The organism is Paenibacillus sp. JL3B1040 (genome assembly GCF_057063165.1).
This window is the reverse complement of the sequence record NZ_CM169317.1, coordinates 3,166,634-3,186,486: the sequence shown is the minus strand read 5'-3', so window position 1 is coordinate 3,186,486 and position 19,853 is coordinate 3,166,634. Positions and strand designations below refer to the sequence as shown.

18 protein-coding genes are annotated in these 19,853 nt (G+C 54.9%); 12 read left to right on the top strand and 6 right to left on the bottom strand.

Annotated elements, in window-relative coordinates:
- Positions 1–39: 39 nt before the first annotated feature.
- The 5 genes from ACZF99_RS14345 to ACZF99_RS14325 all read left to right on the top strand — a co-directional run bounded on the left by ACZF99_RS14345 (position 40) and on the right by ACZF99_RS14325 (position 7,253).
- Positions 40–1,026 carry an ABC transporter ATP-binding protein gene (locus tag ACZF99_RS14345; protein ID WP_483605748.1) on the top strand — a complete coding sequence of 329 codons (987 nt, stop codon included), beginning with the start codon at positions 40–42 and terminating at the stop codon, positions 1,024–1,026.
- Entirely contained in the window at positions 1,019–2,008 is a 990-nt protein-coding gene (locus tag ACZF99_RS14340) for an ABC transporter permease (RefSeq protein WP_483612737.1), read from the top strand. The genes ACZF99_RS14345 and ACZF99_RS14340 overlap by 8 nt, the downstream gene beginning before the upstream one ends.
- Positions 2,009–2,082: 74 nt before the next feature.
- Positions 2,083–4,068, top strand: a complete 1,986-nt coding sequence (gene parE, locus ACZF99_RS14335) for a DNA topoisomerase IV subunit B (protein WP_483605747.1) — start codon at positions 2,083–2,085, stop codon at positions 4,066–4,068.
- A gap of 13 nt (positions 4,069–4,081) precedes the next feature.
- Positions 4,082–6,520 (top strand): DNA gyrase subunit A, encoded by a 2,439-nt coding sequence (gyrA, locus tag ACZF99_RS14330; protein WP_483605746.1) that lies wholly within the window; start codon positions 4,082–4,084, stop codon positions 6,518–6,520.
- Positions 6,521–6,959: 439 nt separating this feature from the next.
- On the top strand, positions 6,960–7,253 hold the full coding sequence (locus tag ACZF99_RS14325) for an RNA polymerase alpha subunit C-terminal domain-containing protein (protein WP_483605745.1): 294 nt from the start codon (positions 6,960–6,962) through the stop codon (positions 7,251–7,253).
- Here the strand turns inward: ACZF99_RS14325 and ACZF99_RS14320 are convergent.
- Together ACZF99_RS14320 and ACZF99_RS14315 are read right to left on the bottom strand one after the other, a co-directional pair.
- Positions 7,250–8,614 carry a sensor histidine kinase gene (locus ACZF99_RS14320; RefSeq protein WP_483605744.1) on the bottom strand — a complete coding sequence of 455 codons (1,365 nt, stop codon included), beginning with the start codon at positions 8,612–8,614 and terminating at the stop codon, positions 7,250–7,252. The genes ACZF99_RS14325 and ACZF99_RS14320 overlap by 4 nt on opposite strands.
- A 4-nt stretch (positions 8,615–8,618) precedes the next feature.
- Positions 8,619–9,254, bottom strand: coding sequence for a response regulator transcription factor (locus ACZF99_RS14315; RefSeq protein WP_483612735.1), 636 nt, complete (start codon positions 9,252–9,254; stop codon positions 8,619–8,621).
- Between the two features lie 171 nt (positions 9,255–9,425).
- Here ACZF99_RS14315 and ACZF99_RS14310 point away from each other — a divergent pair, with 171 nt between their 5' ends.
- From ACZF99_RS14310 to ACZF99_RS14300, 3 genes are read left to right on the top strand one after another with little or no spacing between them, the layout of a single operon-like run.
- The gene (locus ACZF99_RS14310; protein ID WP_483605743.1) at positions 9,426–10,238 is read left to right on the top strand and encodes an ABC transporter ATP-binding protein; all 813 of its coding nucleotides are present in this window, start codon (positions 9,426–9,428) and stop codon (positions 10,236–10,238) included.
- Entirely contained in the window at positions 10,235–10,960 is a 726-nt protein-coding gene (locus ACZF99_RS14305; RefSeq protein ID WP_483605742.1) for an ABC transporter permease, read from the top strand. Before ACZF99_RS14310 ends, ACZF99_RS14305 begins: the two co-directional genes overlap by 4 nt.
- 11 nt (positions 10,961–10,971) lie before the next feature.
- Positions 10,972–11,736 carry an ABC transporter permease gene (locus tag ACZF99_RS14300; protein WP_483605741.1) on the top strand — a complete coding sequence of 255 codons (765 nt, stop codon included), beginning with the start codon at positions 10,972–10,974 and terminating at the stop codon, positions 11,734–11,736.
- A 16-nt stretch (positions 11,737–11,752) separates the two neighbouring features.
- Here the strand turns inward: ACZF99_RS14300 and ACZF99_RS14295 are convergent, their stop codons facing one another.
- The gene (locus ACZF99_RS14295) at positions 11,753–12,628 is read right to left on the bottom strand and encodes a LysR family transcriptional regulator (RefSeq protein WP_483605740.1); all 876 of its coding nucleotides are present in this window, start codon (positions 12,626–12,628) and stop codon (positions 11,753–11,755) included.
- A gap of 156 nt (positions 12,629–12,784) precedes the next feature.
- On the opposite strand from ACZF99_RS14295, the gene ACZF99_RS14290 reads away from it, so the two are divergent.
- A complete protein-coding gene (locus ACZF99_RS14290) occupies positions 12,785–13,852 on the top strand; it encodes a branched-chain amino acid aminotransferase (RefSeq protein WP_483605739.1) in 1,068 nt (355 codons plus the stop codon).
- 119 nt (positions 13,853–13,971) lie between these two features.
- Entirely contained in the window at positions 13,972–14,382 is a 411-nt protein-coding gene (locus tag ACZF99_RS14285) for a MarR family winged helix-turn-helix transcriptional regulator (protein WP_483605738.1), read from the top strand.
- A 64-nt stretch (positions 14,383–14,446) separates the two neighbouring features.
- On the opposite strand, the gene ACZF99_RS14280 is transcribed toward ACZF99_RS14285, so the two are convergent.
- Together ACZF99_RS14280 and ACZF99_RS14275 are read right to left on the bottom strand one after the other, a co-directional pair.
- Entirely contained in the window at positions 14,447–15,217 is a 771-nt protein-coding gene (locus ACZF99_RS14280; protein WP_483605737.1) for an RluA family pseudouridine synthase, read from the bottom strand.
- A gap of 3 nt (positions 15,218–15,220) precedes the next feature.
- Positions 15,221–16,084, bottom strand: a complete 864-nt coding sequence (locus ACZF99_RS14275) for a class I SAM-dependent methyltransferase (RefSeq protein ID WP_483605736.1) — start codon at positions 16,082–16,084, stop codon at positions 15,221–15,223.
- A 210-nt stretch (positions 16,085–16,294) separates the two neighbouring features.
- Here ACZF99_RS14275 and ACZF99_RS14270 point away from each other — a divergent pair, with 210 nt between their 5' ends.
- Positions 16,295–18,019 (top strand): ABC transporter ATP-binding protein, encoded by a 1,725-nt coding sequence (locus ACZF99_RS14270; protein ID WP_483605735.1) that lies wholly within the window; start codon positions 16,295–16,297, stop codon positions 18,017–18,019.
- Between the two features lie 68 nt (positions 18,020–18,087).
- On the opposite strand, the gene ACZF99_RS14265 is transcribed toward ACZF99_RS14270, so the two are convergent.
- Positions 18,088–18,927, bottom strand: a complete 840-nt coding sequence (locus ACZF99_RS14265) for a GNAT family N-acetyltransferase (RefSeq protein ID WP_483605733.1) — start codon at positions 18,925–18,927, stop codon at positions 18,088–18,090.
- 149 nt (positions 18,928–19,076) lie between these two features.
- Here ACZF99_RS14265 and ACZF99_RS14260 point away from each other — a divergent pair, with 149 nt between their 5' ends.
- A complete protein-coding gene (locus ACZF99_RS14260) occupies positions 19,077–19,853 on the top strand; it encodes an ABC transporter ATP-binding protein (protein WP_483605732.1) in 777 nt (258 codons plus the stop codon).

The following is a 19,853-nucleotide window of genomic DNA, read 5'->3' as shown; positions in this document are numbered from 1 at the left end:
CGGATGGGTCCCGGAGTAGAGAGAAAGGAGCGGACGGCGATGGGAACAAGGCAGCCGATCGAAGCCGATGAGCGCCTGCCGGTATTGAAGGTACAGGGGCTAAAGAAGAAAATCGGCCGAAAATGGATCGTACGCGATGTGAACTTCGAAGTGTATGCCGGGGAGATCTTCGGGTTCCTCGGTCCCAACGGGGCCGGCAAAACGACAACGATCCGCATGCTCGTCGATTTGATCCGGCCGACCGAAGGCCAAGTGGCCATTTGCGGATACGATGTGCAGCGGGAACCGGAGCGTGCCCTGCGCTGCGTCGGTTCGATCGTGGAAAACCCCGAGGTATACGGGTATTTGACCGGACGGGAAAACCTTGAGCACTTCGCCCGCATGATCCCGGGCATCGATGCCAAGCGGATCGAAGAGGTCGTTCGAATGGTCGGCTTAACGGGCCGGATTGACGACAAAGTCAAAACCTATTCGCTGGGTATGCGGCAGCGGCTGGGAATTGCCCAAGCGCTGTTAGGGCGGCCGAGGCTTCTGATTCTGGACGAACCGACGAACGGCCTCGATCCCAAGGGCATCAAAGAGATGCGCGGGTTTATCCGGCGATTGGCGGAAGAAGGCATGGCCGTATTCGTATCGAGCCACCTGCTCAGCGAAATTCAACTGCTGTGCGACCGGGTGGCGATTATCGGGCGCGGGCGCGTATTGGCCGTCGGCAAAGTCGACGAGCTGATTCAAGCGAATACGAGTTATGTGGTATGGGAGTTGGAACCGCGGGAGCCCGGAGAGCGGCTGCTCCGATCGGCGGCCGGGGTCGGCCTGGTGAACGAAGTCGGAAACGTATTGGACGATACGATCATGGCGGGGATCCGGGGACAGGCGATCGTAACCCAAATGCAGCCGGAATTGATCCCGGGTCTCGTGCATCGGCTGGTGCAGGAGGGAGTCCGGGTGGAAGCCGTCCAGAAGGTCAATCCGACGCTCGAGCAGTTGTTCCTGGAGTTGACGGAAGGTGAAAGCATTGAATAACATTCTTCCTTTAGTAAAAAATGAAACGATCAAGATGATCAAAAAGAAACGGTTTTACGTCATCTTGCTCGTGCTGATCGTGCTGGTTCCGATGTTTGCCTACGCGCAGTTGCGGCAGGCCGAGGACAAACGGGAGAAGTTCGGGACCGACTGGCGCCGGGAGGTGCAGCAAGCGATCACCGACAACCAGAATTCGCTGGGCAGCGACCGGGTGCCGGAGGAGTGGAAGAAATACCGTCAAATTTATATTCAGCAGATGAAATATTATTTGGAGCATGACGTGAACCCGAGGGAGCCGGGCGGCGTTTCGTTTACCCGGGAGTTCCTGGATAACGCGGCCACGCTGTTCATTCCGCTGTTAATCATGGGCGTGGGCTCGGATATCGTGTCTTCGGAACGAACGGGCGGAACGGTCAAAATGCTGCTGACCCGGCCGGTAAGGCGTTGGAAAATTCTGCTGAGCAAGCTGTTGACCTTGATGATGTTCGTGTCCTTGATCATCGTCTCAACCTGTTTGATTTGCTATTTGATCTCGGGGTTGTTTTTCGGTTACCGCGGATGGAACCTGCCGGTATTTACCGGGTTTCAGCTGCGGGGGGCCGAGGTGGACATCTCGGGCGTGCACGCGGTGCCGCAATGGCAATATATCTTCATGCAGGCCGGGCTGATCTGGTTTGCCAGCATGGTCGTGGCCGCTCTGGCGTTCATGGTATCCGTGCTTGTGCGAAGCACATCGGCGAGTATCGTGATCATGATGGCGGCGCTGATCGCCGGCAATATTTTGACGAATATGGCTTCCTCTTGGACGAGTGCCAAATACCTGTTCATGGTCAATCTCGGCTTGACGAATTATTTGGCGGGCACGCCGGCGCCGATCGAGGGGATGACGTTGGGGTTTTCGCTAGCCGTACTGGCGGTTTGGGGCGTTTGCTCCCTAGCCGTTTCATTCCTTGTCTTTACGAAACAAGATATTTTGAATTAAAATGGACGAAGGCACCAAAACATCTGTTCGACTACATACAGAGGTTTACTACAAGAAATAAAGGGGGAGCATGAATGGCCGAACAAATCGATTTGTTCGAGGACGTACCCGGCACAAGTTCCGGAAGCGCGTCTTCGGGATACGACGCGGACGACATTCAAGTGCTCGAAGGGCTTGTCGCGGTACGCAAACGGCCAGGGATGTATATTGGCAGTACGAGCTCGTCGGGACTTCATCATCTGGTATGGGAGATCGTCGATAATGCCGTCGACGAGCATCTGGCAAAGTACTGCTCCAAAATCGACATCACGCTGAATAAAGACGGATCGGTCACTGTGATCGATAACGGCCGGGGGATTCCGACCGGCATGCACAAAACCGGTATTCCGACGCCGCAGGTCGTTTTTACGATTTTGCACGCCGGCGGCAAATTCGGCGGAGGGGGCTACAAGAAATCCGGCGGTCTGCACGGGGTTGGTGCCTCGGTTACCAACGCCTTGTCCGAATGGCTGGAGGTGCACATTTACAAGGACGGGAAAATCCACCGGATGCGCTTCGAATATTGGGTTGACGATCAAGGCATCGAACACGTCGGCGAACCGGTCACGGGGCTGGAGATTCTCGGCAATACGAACAAGACCGGTACAAAAGTGACGTTTAAGCCGGATATTCGCGTATTCACCGCCGGCATCGGATTAAACTATGATACGCTCGCGGAACGTTTACAGGAGATCGCTTTTCTGAATTCGGGCCTGAAGGTGACCTTGAAGGACGAGCGGTCCGACCGTTTCGACGAGTTTTTTTACGAGGGCGGAGCCAGCCAGTTCGTTCAATTCCTCAATGACGGGAAAGACGTGCTGCATGACGTCGTCCATTTCTATGCGGAACGGGAAGATATCGAGGTGGAGGTTGCGCTGCAGTACAATGCAGGGTATACCGAAACGCTGGTGTCTTTCGTCAATTCCATTCCGACTCGGGGCGGGGGGACGCATGAAACCGGCTTCAAAACGGCCTATACCCGGGTGATGAACGAATATGCCCGGAAGAACGGCATGTTGAAGGAGAAGGAGAAGAACCTCGAAGGCAACGATTTGCGCGAAGGGATGATGGCCGTCATCAGCGTCAAGATGTCCGAGGTGGAGTTTGTCGGTCAAACGAAGGACCAGCTCGGCAGCGCGTCCGCGCGCAGCGCCGTGGAATCCGTCGTTGGCGAGAAGATGGCGGTGTTTCTGGAAGAGAACCCGCAAGTCGCCCAAACGTTGATCAAGAAGGCGGTACAAGCCTCCAAAGCGCGTGAAGCGGCCCGCAAAGCCCGCGACGAAATGCGTTCGGGCAAGAAGCGGAGCGAAAGCTCGAACCTCGGCGGCAAGCTGACGCCGGCGCAATCAAAGGATTATTCGCGTACCGAACTGTTTATCGTGGAAGGGGACTCCGCCGGAGGTTCGGCGAAGCAGGGACGCGATTCGAAAATTCAGGCGATTTTGCCGCTGAAGGGCAAGCCGATGAATCCGGAGAAGGCGAAGCTTGCCGATATCCTCAAGAACGACGAGTACCGGGCCATCATTTCGGCCATCGGCGCCGGCATCGGGCCGGAATTCGCCGTGGAGGACAGCAATTTTTCCAAAATCATCATCATGACCGACGCCGATACGGACGGCGCGCACATTCAAGTGCTGCTGCTGACGTTCTTTTACCGTTACATGAAGCCGCTGATCGATACGGGACGGGTCTACATCGCCCAGCCGCCTCTGTATAAAATCACCCGCCGTTCCGGTAAGCTGGAAACGGTAAGATATGCGTGGAGCGACGAGCAACTGCAGAACTACCTGAAGGAATTCGGCAAAAATTTCGAGCTGCAGCGCTACAAAGGTTTGGGGGAAATGAACCCCGAGCAGCTATGGGAAACGACGATGAATCCGGAAACGCGGACCATGCTGCAGGTGCAGATCGAAGATGCCGCCAAAGCGGAACGCCGCGTGTCTACGCTGATGGGGGACAAGGTCGATCCGCGCAAGCGCTGGATCGTGGAAAACGTGGATTTCACGGAGTTTGAGGAATAGAAGGTGAATTGATGTGAGCATGCTTGAAAACTTTTTGCCGGCGTTTCTCGAAGAGGTTGTAGGCGACCGCTTTGGCCGGTATTCCAAATACATTATCCAGGACCGGGCGATTCCCGATATTCGCGACGGGTTGAAGCCGGTGCAACGACGAATTTTGTACGCGATGTACGATTCCGGCAATACGCCGGACAAGCCGTACCGCAAATCGGCCAAAACGGTCGGGGACGTGATGGGCAACTATCATCCGCACGGGGACTCTTCGATTTACGAGGGTATGGTGCGGATGGCTCAGCCGTGGAAAATGGGCCATACGCTCATCGACGGCCATGGCAACTGGGGCTCGCAGGACGATGACCCGGCAGCGGCGATGCGGTATACCGAGGCGCGCTTGTCGGCGATCGCCATGGAGCTGCTTCGCGACATCGAGAAACGTACCGTGCCGTTCAAGGACAACTTCGACAACACGGCGAAGGAGCCGGTCGTGCTGCCGGCGCGTTTTCCGAACCTGCTGGTCAACGGAGCCAGCGGGATTTCGTCAGGGTTTGCGACGGAAATTCCGCCGCATAACCTGCGCGAGGTGATCGACGCCTGCATCGCCTTGATGGAGAAACCCGAAATGACGCTGGAGGAAATCCGTTTGTTCGTCAAAGGACCGGATTTTCCGACGGGCGGCATCATCATGGGCGAAGAAGGGATCCAAGAAGCTTATCAGACCGGCAAAGGCCGGATTTATCTGCGCTCCAAAACGGAAATCGAGACGCTTCGCGGCGGGAAGCAGCAGATCGTCATCACCGAAATTCCTTATCAGGTGGTTAAATCCCGGCTCGTCACGGCGATGGAGAATATCCGCTTGGAGAAAAAGGTGGACGGTATTGCCGAGGTCCGCGACGAAAGCGGCCGGAACGGGCTGCGCATCGTCGTTGAGCTGAAGAAGGATGCGGATGCGCAGGGGATTTTGGCGTATTTGTTGAAAAAAACCGACCTACAAGTCACTTACAACTTCAACATGGTAGCCATCGTCAACAAGGCGCCGCGCCAGTTGGGCCTCAAGGCAATGCTCGAAGCCTACATCGCCCATCAGCGCGAGGTGGTCACGTACCGGACGCAATACGAGCTGGAGAAGCTGGAGGACCGCGCCCACGTATTGGAGGGCCTGGTCAAGGCGCTCAACATTTTGGATGAGGTCATCGCGGCGATCAAAGCTTCGAAGAACCGTCAGGATGCGCAGAACAACCTGCAATGGATGTTCGGGTTCACCGAACGCCAGGCGGATGCGATTTTGACGTTGCAGCTGTATCGTTTGACGAATCTTGAAATTACGACGCTGCAAAAAGAGCTGGAGGACATCCAGAAGAAAATCACGGTTCTGCGCGGCATTCTGGAAAGCGATAAGAAGCTGATCGCTTTGATCAAGAAAGAGCTGATCGAGATTCGCGACAAATACGGGATCGACCGCCGCTCGCACATTCAGGACGAGGTAGAGGAGCTGAAGGTCAACCTTGAAGTGCTGGTTGCCCAGGAGGACGTGCTGGTCACGATTTCGCATGAGGGTTACATTAAGCGTACCAGCATGCTGTCGTTTACCCGGTCCGGCGGGGAGCGGGACGGCTCCGGGGTCAAGGAAGGCGACTACATCAAGCATTTGCTTGAGCTGGACACGCTGCAGAACCTGCTGATCTTTACGCAGCGAGGCCAATATTTTCTTTTGCCGGTCCACCAGATTCCGGAGTTTAAGTGGAAGGACAACGGGACCGCGATCGTCAACGTGATTCCGCTGGCCAAGGAAGACCGTATTATCAGCGTCGTTCCGGTAAGAGGGTTTGACGAGAATCCGGAGCTTAGTCTGGTGTTCGTCACGAAGAACGGCCAGGTGAAGCGGACGGAATTGAAAGAATACGAGACGAAGCGCTCCGGCGCGATCGCCGCCTGCAAAGTAGGAGACGGCGATGAAGTGCTGAGCGTCACCGTCAGCCGGAACAATCAAGAGGTCTTGCTGCTGACGAAGCAGGGGATGGCGATCCGATTCGCGGAAAGCGAAGTGAATCCGATGGGCCGCGTATCCGCCGGGGTGCGCGGGATCAATCTGAAGGATGGCGACGAAGTCGTGGCCTCGATCTGGGTGGAAGGCGAGGAAGGCGAAGTTCTGGTTGTGTCGGAGCTGGGTTACGGCAAGCGCAGCCTGCTGCTCGATTATCCGCTCCAAAGCCGGGGAGGCAAAGGCGTTCAGACGTTCGAATTCAAAGAAGGCAAACGCGTCAAGCCGAACGGCAGCCGCTTGATCGGCGGCGTTCATTGCAAGGAGCCTGTCCTGTTGCAGGCGGTGACGAAGGAAGGCCGGATACACGGCTTCAGTTCGGAAGAGGCGCCGCTGGCCGACCGGAAATCGATCGGCAAGGCGCTGGCGCATCTGGAGAAAAACGACGAAATCACCGAGCTGCTGCTCAAAGCCTAATCGAGTTAAGTATGAAGTCCCGCAAAACGCGCGGTTGCGTATTGGCGGGACTTTTTTAGGGATAGGGTGAAGAAAACCTACCCGCTCGGGAGGTACATTGGCCTTGGACTAGTTGGAAATGGCCAAGCTAGTTGGAAATCTTCCACTTAAATCTGTCCCATTTCAACAATCAGCAGATGCTAAGTGGATTTTATGCAACTAAATTGTGGAGATTTGCTCAAAAACGGCGATACCGGGCGAAACAAGTGGAGGTTTTCCAACTAACTTCCTCAAAACTTCACTTTTAGCTCGAAATAGATGTGCTTTTTCCACTTAGCACTTTGCCGGAGTTCGCTAAGGTCCGCCGCCGAGTTGCCTCGGCGGGAATTGAGTTGGAGGCTTTCCACCTGTTTAACCCGAACCAAAGAAAGGAACCATCTCGAACAAAGGAGTGTTTCAAATGGCGGTTAAGCCCAAACAAATGCGGACCTGCGACAAAGGACACCGATATGCAAAAAGCAGCGATTGTCCGACTTGCCCGACGTGCGAGCAGGAACGCAAACCGGAAGAAGGATTTCTTGCGAAACTTTCGGCGCCGGCCAGGAGGGCGCTGGAATCGAACGGGATAACCTCCTTGGAGAAGCTGTGCGAGCTGAGCGAACAAGAGGTGCTGCAGCTCCACGGCATGGGGCCGGCTTCCCTACCCAAGCTTAGGGAGGCCCTGCATGCGGAGGGGTTAACGTTCAGAAGCTAGCGGGTTCTTGAGAAGGTTAGGACTGTTTTATAACCGTGTTGGGCTTCACTTTCGATTTGCATTATGCCGCTGTGAGCCTCCACAATTTGGCGTACCAGCAGAAGTCCTAAACCATGCCGCAAATCCAGCCGCTCATTTGTACTTTTCATATAGTGCGGCCTTGCCTCCAGCTCATGCAGTTTCTCAGGCGTCAGGCCAATACCATCATCTGAAACGGTTAAGGACAGCCCCGTTTCGAAGCGGTCAAGCAGCAGCCGGATATTACAGCCTTGGGGATTGTGCCGGATGCTGTTTTGGACCAAATTGTGAATAGCCCGCGAGATTAATCGAGCGTCGCACTCCATCGTTGCTGTTTCGGCGTCAGGGGTTATCTTAATATCAATCGAGTAGGCATCTGGAATACCTGTATTCAGTAATTCCGCAACGTAAGATCGCAGCAGTTTAGAAAGACGGACAGTCTCTTGATGAAGCGGCTGCATCTCATATTCCAGCTGTGACACCAAGTTCAAATCTTGCACCAATTCTTTGATTTTGACGCCTTGTTTGCCGATAATTTCGGCTTGCTCCCGGGCGGAGTCGCTTGCCGTACGATCATTGGCTATCCGGCCGGCGTAGCCCATAATCATAGAAAGCGGGGTGCGAATATCGTGGGAGACACCGCTGATCCAGTTAGCCCGCGCTTCATTTTGCCTGCTTAAAATCCGCGACGCTTTATTAACGCTGTCGGCCACCTCGGACAGTTCCCCGCGTACGGAAAGCGATACCGGCTTCCCATCGGAGAGCGTCTCAATTGAGGCGATGATCGGTTCCGTATTTTTAATGATTTTTTGTTTTGAGAGATAATATGCGAGGAACAAGACCAGCAAATCAAGGGCCAGCATTCCCGCAAAATACAGCGGTATAGTCCGGATTGCCCGCATGGAGAAGTAATTGCTCGTGAGCTTTGTATAGCTGCCTTTGGGATATCCCAATACCAGCAGGCCATCTTCTGTATTCCGGAGGAAAACGGGATAATCCGCAAGATATCCCCTGGAGAAAGCGGCCACATCCTGAACGGTATAGCTGCCCGGAATATCCTCCGGCGTATCAACTGACCACATCCATTGTCCCTGCGGGTCCAGGAACATAGCCCAAATGTGATTGGTTTGGAGCTTTTGGCGGGCATCGTCCGATATGCCCTCGAAATTGGAGGCTGCGGCGATTTCCGCTAACATATTTTGCGGAGAAGTGTCACCGTAATCGTTGGTAATGACATGCTGAAACGTCCAGATAAAAGAGACAGCGTTAATGAGAAACAAAACGATGACAAAGCCAACAAAGGAAGTCAAATATTTTGTGATATATTTTCCGAATGATTGCATAGCATCACTTCCGTGTATTCAGTTTATAGCCTAATCCCTTAATCGTAATGAGAGAAACCGGCTTTGATGGGGCGGTTTCGATTTTTTCCCGAATCCGGCGAATATGGGCATTTAAGCTATTTTCATATCCAAAAGGGTTATCTCCCCAAAGAGCCTCGCATAATGCATCAACCGTTACAATCTTTCCCTCGCTGCGCGCGAGCGTTTCCAGCAGCGCGTGTTCCTTAGCCGTTAACGGGATCATTTCGTTGTTTTTTATTACTTCGGCACGGCTAAAGTCAATCGTACATCCCTCCAATTGTACCAATGAAGGCTCCTCTTTGTAACACCGCCGCAGGACAACATAGACACGGAGCAGGAGTTCCTGCGGCAAGAACGGTTTTACGATATAGTCATCCGCGCCAAGCCCCAAACCGGCCAGTTTGTCCGTTGCCTCGTCTTTTGCCGTTAGAAAAATAATCGGCATATCTGTAAAGGTACGGATCTGCTGCATAAGTGAGAAGCCGTCCCCGTCGGGCATCATCACATCCAGAATTGCCAAATCCGGTTTTGCGCTTTTTGCGACGGCAATGCCCTCTCTGACAGAATTTGCCACAACAATATTTTCAAACCCATCATCCGCGAGAATGGCGGATACCATTTTGAGCAGGTCGGGTGCATCATCCACAAGCAGAAGCTTTTTGGTATGTAAATAAGAATTGTCCAATTCGTCACCTCCAAACAAAGCCATTATAAAAATTATAAAAGATTTATTCGCGTTGAGGTTATTCCCGCGAAAAAGTAAGGTAAAAGTAAGGACGCGAGAATCCAGGTGTCAGGAGGGTATCGTACCCTAAATGCATCGAAAGGAGATGCCTTTATGGACTATATTATCACGACCGAACAGTTGACGAAAAAATACAAAAAGTTCACCTCCGTCAACAATCTTTCGCTTCATATTCGGAAAGGGAGTATTTACGGTTTCCTTGGCCCCAACGGAGCGGGAAAATCCACCACCATGAAGATGCTGCTGGGGTTGACCGCCCCCACAAAAGGCAGCTTCACGATTGACGGAAAACACTTTCCCGACGATCGGCTGGCCATTCTGAAAGAGATCGGCTCTTTCATCGAATCGCCCTCGTTCTATGCAAACCTGACGGGCCGGGAAAATCTTGATATTATCCGCCGGATTCTGGGGTTGCCGAAAGGCTCTGTGGAGGATGCGCTGGAACTGGTTGGCCTTATGGAATTTGGCGACCGGCTTGCTAAAAAGTATTCACTGGGGATGAAACAGCGGTTAGGACTTGCCGGGGCGCTCCTAGGCAGACCGCCGATCCTCATTTTGGACGAACCGACCAATGGCCTTGATCCCTCAGGCATCCATGAAATCCGCAATTTGGTAAAGGCGCTGCCCGATCTTTACGATTGCACCGTTCTGATCTCGTCCCATATGCTGTCGGAAATCGAACTGATCGCAGATGATATTGGCATCCTCAATCATGGCCGACTGCTGTTCGAGGGCAGTTTAGACGAGTTGCGTCAAAATGCGTTCCAGGCTGGGTTTGCCGCAGACAATTTGGAAGAGGTGTTCCTCTCTATGGTGGAAAAGGATAATTCAGCAAGCAAACAGAGGGCAAAGCTATGAGGACACTTGCGATTGAACTTCGGAAAGGAAAGCGAACCGGCGTCATTCCCGTATTGCTGGCGGTTGGCATTTTGGGGGCCGCCTACGCCTTTGTCAATTTCCTGGTACGGAAGGATACGCTGCTCAATCTGGCACTGGCCCCGATGGATGTTCTGCTGACTCAACTCTATGGAATGATTATGGTCTTAAATATGTTCGGTATTGTCGTAGCCGCCTGCTTGATCTACAACATGGAGTTTAAAGGGAATGCCGTCAAGAAAATCTATACGCTGCCGATGAGCGTTTCCGGAATGTACTTTTGCAAATTCCTGATTTTAACCGTGTTGCTGCTGGTGGCGATTACCATTCAAAACTTTGCATTGCTGCGCATCGGCAAGACCGATTTGCCGCAGGGAACCTTTGAAATGGATACGCTGGTAGCCTTTGCGGCCTATTCTTTTGTCACTTCGTTGCCGGTGCTATCCTTTATGCTTCTGATCTCGTCCCGTTTTGAGAATATGTGGATTCCTCTTGGAACGGGCGTCGCCGGATTTTTAAGCGGAATGGCCCTGGCTCCATCGGATGTTGGGCTGCTGATGGTCCACCCCTTTGTTGTGATGTTAAAACCCGCCGTTGCCATGAGCGCACGGCCGGACGGGATGGTCGTTGTCATTTCCCTTGCAGAAACAGCCCTTTTTCTGCTTGCGGGGCTATGGATGGCCAAACACCTGCGCTATGAGTGAGGAGGGGGACTATGAACTTTGTTGGATTGATCAAAATCGAGTTTATGAAAGTAAAGCGCTCAAAAATCATTCCGTTGATTTTTGTCGCTCCGCTGTTGGTTGTTGCTTCTGGAATTGCTAATTTGAGCAGTTATTTTACACCGGAATATACCAACGCATGGCCCGCTATGTTTATCCAGAGCGCCTTGGTATATGCCTACTATCTGCTTCCGCTTAGTATGATTGTGGTTTGTGTCATGATTGCAGGTCGGGAAACACAGAACAATGGCGTCTTCAAAATGCTCGCTTTGCCTGTCAGCCGGTACGCACTTTCGTTAGCAAAGTTCTGTGTACTCATGTTCTACCTTCTCATGGAATTGGGGGTCTTTTTGCTGGTATTCGTGATTGCCGGACTTATTGCGACCCGCACAATGGGGATTACAGAAACGCTGCCTGTCCTGTATTTGCTCAAATGGTGCGTGGGGTTGTTTCTCACGATGCTGCCCTGCTTGGCCACGATGTGGGCCATTACCGTGCTGTTTGAAAAACCGCTGTTTTCGGTCGGCTTGAATCTGCTGCTGGTTATTCCCGGGGTTTTGGTTGCCAATACACCATTTTGGATTGCTTATCCGTACTGTTACAGCGGCTATTTGGTATCCTGCTCTCTGCATGATTTTACAACAGCATCTTCAGATACCGCATTTTCACTGATGCCGTTCCTTCCCTGTGCTGCCTTGGCTTTTGTGCTGGCTTTGGCGCTGGCCGTCACCCAATTCGGAAAAAAAGAAATGAGGTGATTATGGAAAGGCAAGCTTATTCGGTCAAATGGCGGATAAACGCCTGAAGCGTCGGGTCCATAAACGTACTGTTGCGGTACACCAACCCGACGTTTTTGCGCGGAACGGGTTCCGCCAGCGGGACGACGGCAATTCCGATGCGGCGATTCGAACCGGTTAGCGTGCGGGCATAGGAGCCGGGAAGCACGGTTCCCCCAACGTGATGCAGGACCATCTGCACCTGCGATTCCATCGTCGACAGTTCCATGACCGGCCGGATTTCGATGCCCTGTTCGGCACAGGCCGTATCCAGCAACTGTCGGACGTAAAACTTCGGCGGAAATAAGACGAGCGGCAGCCGGGCCAACTGCTCCAGCGTGATCTCCGGCAGCTCGGCATAAGCATGCTGGTTGGACACGGCCAGCACCAGTTCTTCGTCGAACAGCGGGCGGCTGACGATTTGTTCGTCCAGAAGCGGCAGAAACACGACGCCGAGGTCCAACTGATTCGCCAGCAGCCCGACCCGCGTTTCCTCGGTAGCAAGCTCGAGCACCGTCAACTCGATGCCGGGGTATTGACGATGGAAAGTGATCAGCTTGTTTTCCAGCAGGTGGTTGCCGGAGCAGCCGATGCGGAGCTGGCCCCGCTGTAAGCCGCTGATCTGGCCGATTTCCAATTTGGCCTGCTCCACTTCGTAGACGACCCGGCGGGCGTGTTCCAGCAAGATGACGCCCGCTTGTGTCAAATCGTTTTTCTTGCCGACGCGGCGGATCAGCTCTGTCCCGAGCTCCTGTTCCAGCAGTCGAATCTGGTGGCTTAGAGTGGGCTGGGTAATCCCCAGTCTTTCGGCGGCTTTGGTGAAATGCAGGTCCTCTCCGACCGCGATGAAATATTCCAGCAGACGATGCTCCATCCCGGATTGTTCCTCCTCAATTCATAGATATTGTCAATGATTATAATCGAAACTATATCATTGATCAATGTACCGAGAATCGGTATAGTGAAAGGCAGGGAATCAAGCGATTCGTACGATTCGTATAACCGATATTTGGAAAAGAGGAAATGAACCATGGAAAAATGGCCCGTCACGTTAACAACCGCCAAAAAAATGAAGCCGGCCGCCGATCGGCTGGGCTTCGGAAAATTTTTTACCGATCATATGCTGCTGATGGATTATTCTGCAGATCAAGGCTGGCACGATCCGCGGATCGTTCCGTACGGGCCGCTTTCGCTGGATCCGTCGGCTATGGTGTTTCATTACGGGCAAGAGGTCTTTGAAGGGATGAAGGCGTACCGGACGCCGCAGGGAGAAATCGTATTGTTCCGGCCCGACATGAATTTGCGCCGGTTGAACCAGTCGTGCTCGCGCATCGGCATTCCTCAGGTTGATCGGCAGGAGGTGCTGGAGGGGATTTGCCGTCTGCTAGTGCTGGAGGAAGAGTGGATGCCGGAAGGCGAAGGCAACTCCATGTACATCCGTCCCTTTATCATCGCGACCGAGGCGGGGCTTGGGGTGCGGGCGGCCCAAGAGTACCGGTTGATCGTCATTTTGTCGCCGGTGGGGGCTTATTATCCGGAAGGTATTCATCCGGTGCGGATTTACGTGGAGGACCGGTACGTCCGGGCCGTGCGCGGCGGTACCGGAGAGGCCAAAACCTCCGGAAATTATGCGGCAGGGATCAAAGCGCAGGAAGAGGTCAAATCGCTTGGCTTCTCACAGGTGCTTTGGCTCGACGGAATCGAAAAACGGTATATCGAAGAAGTCGGCAGCATGAACGTGTTCTTTAAAATCGACGGGGAAGTCGTCACTCCGGAGCTGAACGGCAGCATTCTTGCCGGCGTCACGCGCGATTCGGTTATCCGTCTGCTTCGCGAATGGGACGTGAAGGTCAAGGAACGGCGCATCGCCATCGAGGACCTATTCGAGGCCCATCAGGCGGGCAAGCTGGAGGAAGCGTTCGGGACCGGCACCGCGGCGGTCATCTCTCCGATCGGGTCGCTGCAGTGGGAAGGCCGCGACGCCGAAATTTCCGGCGGGCAAACGGGGAAATTGTCCGCCAAGCTGTACGATACGCTGACGGGGATTCAGCGCGGGGAACGTGAAGATCCGTTTGGCTGGCGGTACCCCGTCCGATAAACTTGCGGCCGTCTCGCCTCATCGCCCGTTAACCGCCGGATAATTGCGCAAAGCAGCAGGAATTTGCCAAGGAAGCAGCGAATTATCCAAGTGGTGATGTAAGGCAGGGAGGGATAAGATTGCATACCGCTGAATTTGCCAGATTGCTTGATCTCATCGTGAAGGATTATCAGGCCCACATGGAGGAGGAGCTGGCTCCGACGCTGACGACGTCGCAATTGACCGTTCTGGAGCTGCTGGAGCAGCAGGGCAATCTGAAGCCGTCCGACTTGATTCCGTTTCTCTCCACGACGCCGGCCGCAGTCACGATGCTGCTTGACCGGATGGAGCGGGGCGAGCTGATCCGCCGCGACCGGGACGAGCACGACCGCCGCAATGTATGGGTGTCGATTACAGATAAAGGACAAACCGAAGTCCAGCGGGGCGTCGCAGTTCGTAACGCTTATTTGAACGGCGTGCTGGACCGTATCTCCACCCATAATCAACAACTGCTGGTTTTTTTGCTGGGCAAAATCTCCGGAACGAAATAAGGAATGCTGTCAAAAAAAGGCGGGACGCTAGGGGTTCTTCAACAGCCCCAGGCATCCCGCCTCTTTATATTCCCATCCCGTTCTCCCCGGCTTGCAGCAGAGCGGCGAGCCGGGCATACATCCCGTCCTCCCACTGATTCCAAGGATAGGATTGCGGCGGGAGGGAGATCAGATCGACCGGCTCCTTGGTGACCGGGTGCGGAAACCCGACGTACAGCGACCAAAGCGCGATTTGCTGGCCCGGCTTGTTCAGCTCCGCGCCGTATTTCTGGTCGCCGTACAGCGGGCAGCCGATCCGGTTCATTTGCACCCGGATCTGGTGCGGACGGCCGGTGTGCAGTTGCACCTGCACGAGGCTCAGCCGATCCGCTGCCGAAGCGCCGAGCACCCGGTAATCGAGCCGGGCCTCCTTGCCGCCCGGCGTCCCGGCCGGAACGACGGACACCGTGTTGGTGCGTTCGTCCTTGAGCAGCGTATCGGTCAATCGGCCCTGCCGCTGCGGCGGCGTACCGTGCACAACGGCAACATACGTTTTGCTGAACCGGCGGCTGCGCACCGTTTCCGCCAGCCGCGAAGCGGCCTTCGATGTCTTGGCGAAGATCATCGCGCCGCCGACGGGGCGGTCCAGTCGATGCACGAGCCCCAGATAGACGTTGCCGGGCTTGCCGTATCGCTCCTTGATGTCCGCCTTCAGCAGATTCAGCAGGTCGGGGTCGCCGCTGGCATCCTCTTGGATCGGGACATTGACCGGCTTCTCGATGCCGAGCAGGTGGTTATCCTCATAAAGGATCGCCATCGCCGGCTGTCCCGAGGTCCGCTTGGCTCCGGAATCCATTCGTTATTCCTCCCAGCGTCCGAGAATGCCGCAGGGGAGATGAAGCCCCGAGCGGGTGATCGGCAGACCCAGTTCGCCGGCTGAGATCCGTCCGCCATACCGCTGCTTGACCGTCATGGATAAGATGTTGTTCAGCACGGTCGGGGATATGCCGGTCGTATACGAGTTGATCAGGAAAAAAAGCGGCTTGTCCGACAGAATCGACAAACACGACTCCACAAACGGGTAAAGGCTCGATTCCAGCTTCCACATCTCACCGCCAGGGCCGCGCCCGTACGACGGCGGGTCCATGATGATCGCATCGTAGCGGTTGCCGCGCCGCTGCTCGCGCTGCACGAATTTGAACACGTCGTCCGTAATGAAGCGCACGGGGCGGTCGGCCAATCCGGAGAGCGCAAGGTTCTCCTTGGCCCATTGGACCATTCCCTTGGCAGCGTCGACGTGAACGACCGAAGCGCCGGCCGAAGCCGCGGCTACGGTCGCGCCGCCGGTATATGCGAACAGGTTCAGCACTTGAACGGGCCGTCCGGCAGCGGCGATTTTGTCCATCATCCAGCGCCAATTGGCCGCTTGTTCCGGAAACAATCCGGTATGCTTGAAATTGGTCGGGCGAATATAAAATTTCAACCGGTCATAGGAAATCGTCCAGCGGTCGGGCAATTGCTTCTTCATTTCCCACTGTCCGCCGCCGGAGGAGCTGCGGTGGTAGTGGCCGTGTACCTCGCGCCACTTGCGGTCCTCATCGGCAATCGGCCAGATGATCTGCGGGTCGGGGCGGCGCAATACGACGTCTCCCCAGCGCTCCAACTTTTCCCCATTTCCGGTATCCATGACTTCATAATCCTGCCAATCGTTTGCTACGTACATGCGTTGATCCTTCCTTCCGCCGCCTCAAGCGGCCTGCCCATATGGCATTTCCATAAGTTCTGTTGATTCGGTAGTTATTGTACCTTATTTTTCTATCCGCATGCCAGCTTCTTGGCGAAAACTTCTTCAATTCCTTCCGAAATTGTGGTAGTCTTTTCAGCAAACCGCAACGTCTTTGGACTGTTAGACAGATAGGAGAGAGTGCTGGACATGTTACGCCGTTTTTTCTCATATTACCGCCCTTATAAACACCTGTTTATTCTCGATTTCGGCTGTGCCGTGGTGGCGGGGTTGCTGGAGCTCGGATTTCCGATCGCCGTCAACCAGTTCGTGGACAAGCTGCTGCCCGGCCGCGATTGGACGCTGATCCTGTGGGCTTCCGCCGCGCTGTTGGGCGTCTACGTCCTCAACACGGTGTTGAACTATATCGTGACGTATTGGGGTCATATGCTGGGCGTCAACATCGAAACGAATATGCGCAAAAAGATGTTCGATCACCTGCAGAAGCTGTCGTTCCGATTCTTTGACAACCATAAGACCGGGCATTTGATGTCGCGGATTTCCAACGATCTCGACAACATCGGCGAAGTGGCGCACCACGGGCCGGAGGATATCTTCATCGCCGGGATGACGCTGATCGGTTCGTTTCTGCTGATGCTGGCGATTAACTGGAAGTTGGCCGTGCTAACGTTCCTCGTCGTACCGCTGCTGGTCTGGACGGCACTTTATTTCAATGGGAAAATGACCAAAACGTACCGCGGCCTGTTCTCCGCGCTGGCCGATTTCAACTCCCGGGTCGAGCAGAACATCGGCGGCATCCGCGTAGTGCAGGCATTCGCGAACGAAGAGCACGAGAAGAAGCTGTTCGAGGATAACAATAACGCCTACCGGTCCACCAAATTGGGGGCATACAAAATTATGGCCGGCAGTCTGTCAATCAACTATATGCTGATGCGCCTCGTCTCGTTGTTCGTGATGGTCTGCGGAACCTGGTTCGTCATCGGCGGCGAGTTGACGTACGGGGAATTCGTCGGGTTCCTGCTGCTGGCGAACGTATTTATTCGGCCGATCGAGAAAATCAATGCGATTATCGAAAGCTATCCGAAGGGGATTGCCGGGTTCAAGCGGTACCTGGAAATCATGGATACGGAGCCGGACGTGGCCGATGCCCCGGATGCGGTCGACGCCGGAAAGCTTAGGGGCGACATTCATTTCGACCGGGTCGCCTTCGGTTATGAAGATTCCTCCCGGGTGCTTGAGGACGTCAGCCTGAAGATTCGGGCCGGGGAGACGGTCGCTTTCGTCGGTCCGTCGGGCGCCGGTAAAACGACGCTGTGCAGCCTGCTGCCGCGTTTCTATGACGTGGACGGCGGAAGGATTACGATTGACGGGCGGGATATCCGCAGCTTGACCCTTTCGTCGCTGCGGCGCAATATCGGGATCGTGCAGCAGGACGTCTATCTCTTCTCCGGAACGATCCGGGAGAATATCGCCTACGGCAAGCTGGAGGCGACGGAAGCGGAGATTTGGGAGGCGGCGCGGCGTGCGCAACTGGAGGAGTTCATCCGCTCGCAGCCGGAAGGGCTGGAGACGGTGATCGGGGAGCGTGGCGTCAAGCTGTCCGGCGGGCAAAAGCAGCGTCTGGCGATCGCAAGGATGTTCCTGAAAAATCCGCCGATCCTGATTCTGGACGAAGCGACGTCGGCGCTGGACACCGAAACCGAACTGGCGATCCAGCAGTCGCTGGCCGAGCTATCAGCCGGACGTACGACGCTCGTGATCGCCCACCGGCTGGCTACGATCAAAAACGCCGACCGGATCGTCGTAGTGACGGAGGACGGCATCACCGAGCAAGGCCGCCATCAGGAGCTGGTTGCGGCCGGAGGCCATTACAGCCGATTGCACCAGGCACAGTTCGGCTCTTTGAACGCATGAACCCATGAACCACCAAGACCGCAGGCTCCCTGGAAGGGGAAACCTGCGGTCTTGGTCCTACAAACCCATTATCTCATAAAAGCGTAGTAGTCCTGGGACCGGTATACCTGAAAGCCCGCTTGTTCGTACAGTTTTTTGGCCCCGGGGTTATTCAGCGCCACTTCAAGCCAAACCTCGAAGCCGCCGGTCCGTTCGCGGTTAATGACCTGCCGCAAGGCGGCGCTGCCGATCCCTTGCCCCCGCCGCAAAGCCGATACGACAAATCCGTAAATCCAAGCTTCTCTCTCGCGACGGGAAACGCAAATTTTTCCGACGAGCTCGCCTTCATGTACAATCAGATCGTTCCTGCCGATCTCTTCCGCGTTCAACGCTGCATAGAAGTGCCGCGTTTCCTCCGCAGTGAGGCCGAATCCTTCCTGATCGAGGCGGGAGAGCAGGGGGCGATCCGCCTCCCCGGCTTGACGGAGCGCAACGAGGGAGCCGCTCGGCGGCAAACCCGCCAAAACCGATTCACCGTTGTATCTCATCTGGTATTCACTGAAGTCGAAACGGCAAGGGAAGGTCGCCAGGCATTTTCTGCCCGTTTCCGAGTTGCCGGGAGCATTCAGCAAAATAGTCGAATACGAAGCCAAAGTATCCGAATTCAACCCGCGTCGAAGCAGCGAAGAGAAAATGCCCAGCCTGCGGTAATCCGGGTGAACCATGCCGCAGACCTCCAGGGTGTTTCCGAACGGGTACAAACCTAAGAAAGCGACCAACTGCCCGTCCCGGAACTCCACCAGGTCCGCCGCGCTATCTTCCGGACGGGAGAGCAGCGTGTCCCAATTCAGCTTCAAGGCAATGCCGTCATGCCGCTCGACGAGGTGTTGGAGGGTTTCCACGGCTGCCCAGGTCCATGTTGGATTCATGATGCCTCACTTCCTTTCACTAGTATTCTAGCGGATCGGCAGCGAATTGGCATGCGAAATTACCGCCGTTCTGCGCTTGACAAACCGCAGACACGGGGGTAGCTTGATTAAAAGTGAAGCAAATCCACTTATTTTCGGAGGTAATTGTGATGAACGTCATTGAGATGAACCAGGTAACTTGGCTCCGGGAAGGCAAACCGGTTTTGAACGGCATCGATTGGACGGTCCGGGAAGGCGAGCACTGGGCATTGTTGGGCTTGAACGGCTCCGGCAAAACAACGATGCTTAATATGCTGTGCGGTTACCTTTGGCCGTCGTCCGGCCAAATCAGCGTACTGGGAAACCGGTTTGGCGAAGTGGATTTACGGGAGCTGCGCAAATCGATCGGGTGGGTCAGCTCCTCGATGCAGTCCAAGCTGCACGGCGGGCAGAAGGCCGAGGATCTCGTCGTGAGCGGCAAATTCGCTTCCATCGGACTCTACGAGAAGCCATCCGCCGAGGATTACGAACGGGCCGCCGCCTTGATGAACCAATTGCGCTGCAACCATCTGCACGGCCGCACGTATCAGACCTGTTCCCAAGGCGAGCAGCAAAAGCTGTTGATCGCCAGAGCTTTGATGGCGTCCCCGAAGCTGCTGATTTTGGATGAGGCGACCAACGGGCTTGATTTTATCTCCCGAGAAGGCCTGCTTGCGAGCATCGCGCAGCTTGCCGTCGAACCCGAAACGCCGCACATGCTGTATGTGACGCATCATACCGAGGAGGTTCTGCCGATGTTCAGCCAAACCCTGCTGCTTCGGCGAGGCGAGGTGTATGCGCAAGGGAAAACGGCCGAGGTTCTGAATGAGTCGGCGTTGTCCGACTTTTTCGAAACCCCGGTCGCCTTACGATGGAATCAAGAGCGGGCTTGGCTGTCGACGAAATAG